At 60.6% G+C, this 2196-nt stretch carries 2 protein-coding genes; both read right to left on the bottom strand.

Features of this window, described 5'->3' with window-relative positions; translation table 11 throughout:
* Nucleotides 1–346, bottom strand: a 346-nt coding sequence (locus tag ACMRQN_RS03890) for an IS110 family transposase (protein WP_418733903.1), incomplete at its 3' end; no start/stop codon positions are given.
* A gap of 137 nt (nt 347–483) precedes the next feature.
* Nucleotides 484–1899 carry a CCA tRNA nucleotidyltransferase gene (locus ACMRQN_RS03885; protein WP_418733902.1) on the bottom strand — a complete coding sequence of 472 codons (1416 nt, stop codon included), beginning with the start codon at nt 1897–1899 and terminating at the stop codon, nt 484–486.
* Nucleotides 1900–2196: the final 297 nt, after the last annotated feature.

Below are 2196 nucleotides of genomic sequence, written 5' to 3'. Positions count from 1 at the left end.
CCCACACCTCCACGACGTTGCCCACCGAGAGCATCCTGGCCAGGAACTCGGCGTCGTTGCGGTCGTTCTTCCTGCGCCTGTCGGCGGCGGGCTTCATCATCTTGGACACGGCGCCGATGACGCAGTCGACGCCCAGGGCGGACAGCCTCTTCTGCAGGTCGAACCCGGTCACGCCCGACTCGTATACGCATCTGGCCGCGGGGTCGACGGACCGGATCCATTCGGCCGCGGCGGCCGCGTCGTAGCCGAAGGTCGCGGATCTGACCTCCCCGGTCATGGCGTCGAGAGCGACCGCCTTGATCGAGCGCGCGTGCACGTCCAGGCCTACGAAAGTGGTAACATTCATCACGAGAGCCCCTTCCATGAGTGTGGCGTGGCCGCCACGGTTGATCAGACACCTTCCATTGTCGGCCTAATCCGCGGAAAGTCATGCAGCAGGGGCTCTCAATTTACTGTGTCCTGCTCATATCGTCTTTTTCCCCGCTACTTCGAAAGGTAATCGAGGAGCGCACCCTTCTCGTTGGGAACCTTCTCATCGATGACGGCATCGAGCGCCCGCGAGAGGGCCTTACCGACTTCCGGCCCGTGGGGAATTCCCAATGCCATGACGTCGCACCCATCGATGGCGAGGCTTTGCAGCGTGAACGCCTCGTTCGCCTTCTGGATATCGGCAAGAACCTTCTCAAGCTCGTATGCGGCATCGATCCTGCCCGCGCAATGGGGGGCCTGCCCGCGCGCGTCGCCGCGCTTCAAGTCGCAAAGGGCGTGAAAAAGCTCAACATTCCCGTCGAGTCGCGCGAGCATACGCTTCACCGCGCGAGGAGTCGGCTCGACCACCTCATCGTGGTGCTTCACGAGCGTGAGCACACGGTTCGCGAACGCCGGCGACATCTTAAGCCTTGACATGATGCCGCGCGCGAGCATGACGCTCACGTTCGCGTGCCCATAGAAGTGACCCACGCCGTTTTCCCCGAAAAAGAAGCAGGCCGGTTTCCCCATATCGTGAAAGAGCGCCGCCCAACGCACGAGGCGATAGGCGGGCACGCCGTCGACGACATGCGCCGTATGCTCGAGTACATCGTAAATATGGTAAGGAGTGTGCTGTTCGAACCCCTTCATGGCGACAAGCTCGGGCAGCACGCACGAAAGCACGTCGACGTACTTCACAAGAGCGCTTCCCGCGAAGCGGGCGGTGAGAAGGCGATCGAGCTCATGGGTGACGCGCTCCGCAGAAACCCGGTAGACGATTCCTTTGTTGGAGAGCATGCCGAAAAGCGTCTCCTCCTCGATGCCGAACCCGAGCTGCGCGGCGAAGCGGCACGCTCGAAGGATCCTCAGGGCGTCTTCGGAGAATCGCTTGGCTGGGTCTCCCACCGCGCGTATCGTTTTCGCCTGCAAGTCGCCGACGCCGCCGTAAGGGTCGAGCAGTCCGCGGAGGGGGTGGAAAGCAATGGCGTTCATCGTGAAATCGCGACGCGCTAGGTCCTCTTCGATAGAAGAAACGAACTCAACGGAGCTTGGGTGGCGCGAGTCGCTGTAGGCCCCGTCGCGCCGGTAGGTGGTCACTTCGAACGCGTCGTCGTCGACAAGGACGGTGAGCGTGCCGTGTGCGACTCCAGTTTCGTGGGTCTTAAACCCCGCAGCTTCGAAGAGCGCCTGGGCTTGCTGCCAAGAAGCGTTCGAGGCAATGTCGATATCGGAGCAGGGGCGCCCGAGGAGCGCATCGCGAACGAACCCGCCCACAAACCACGCCTCGAAGCCTCCCGCTTCAAGAATGCTGACGACACGGATTGCCGTTTCGGGAAGGTGGGAGAATGCGTTCTCAGGTACCTGCTGTACAGGATCGCCCGAAGCTTCGTCGCTTATAAGAGAAGGAAAAGAGCAGCTATTATCAGGCACGGTAAAAGTTCCTTACATTATTTTGAGAAAAGGGCTTGCATCATCGTGGAACACTCGGTAGTATACACAAGCTGCATTTGCAAGGAGGGTGCAGTCGCGAGCCATCGCGAGGGCTTTTCGAAGCTTTCAAAACCGCTCAAAACTTTTTGAAAAAAATTCTTGACGGCAGGCGAGAGGTCGCGTAATATATCTCCTTGCGCCGCGGACGGAAGGAAGCGGCGGGGCGGGGCGCTAGACGCCCCGGGAACCTTGAAAACCGGATACCGAGGAAAACGGATAGGAACGCGTGCGGGGCCC

It is taken from the genome of Ellagibacter sp., from assembly GCF_048412355.1.
In the GTDB taxonomy this organism is placed as follows: domain Bacteria; phylum Actinomycetota; class Coriobacteriia; order Coriobacteriales; family Eggerthellaceae; genus Ellagibacter.
Note: the sequence above shows the minus strand (reverse complement) of the source record. Positions and strands in the feature narration are given on the sequence as shown.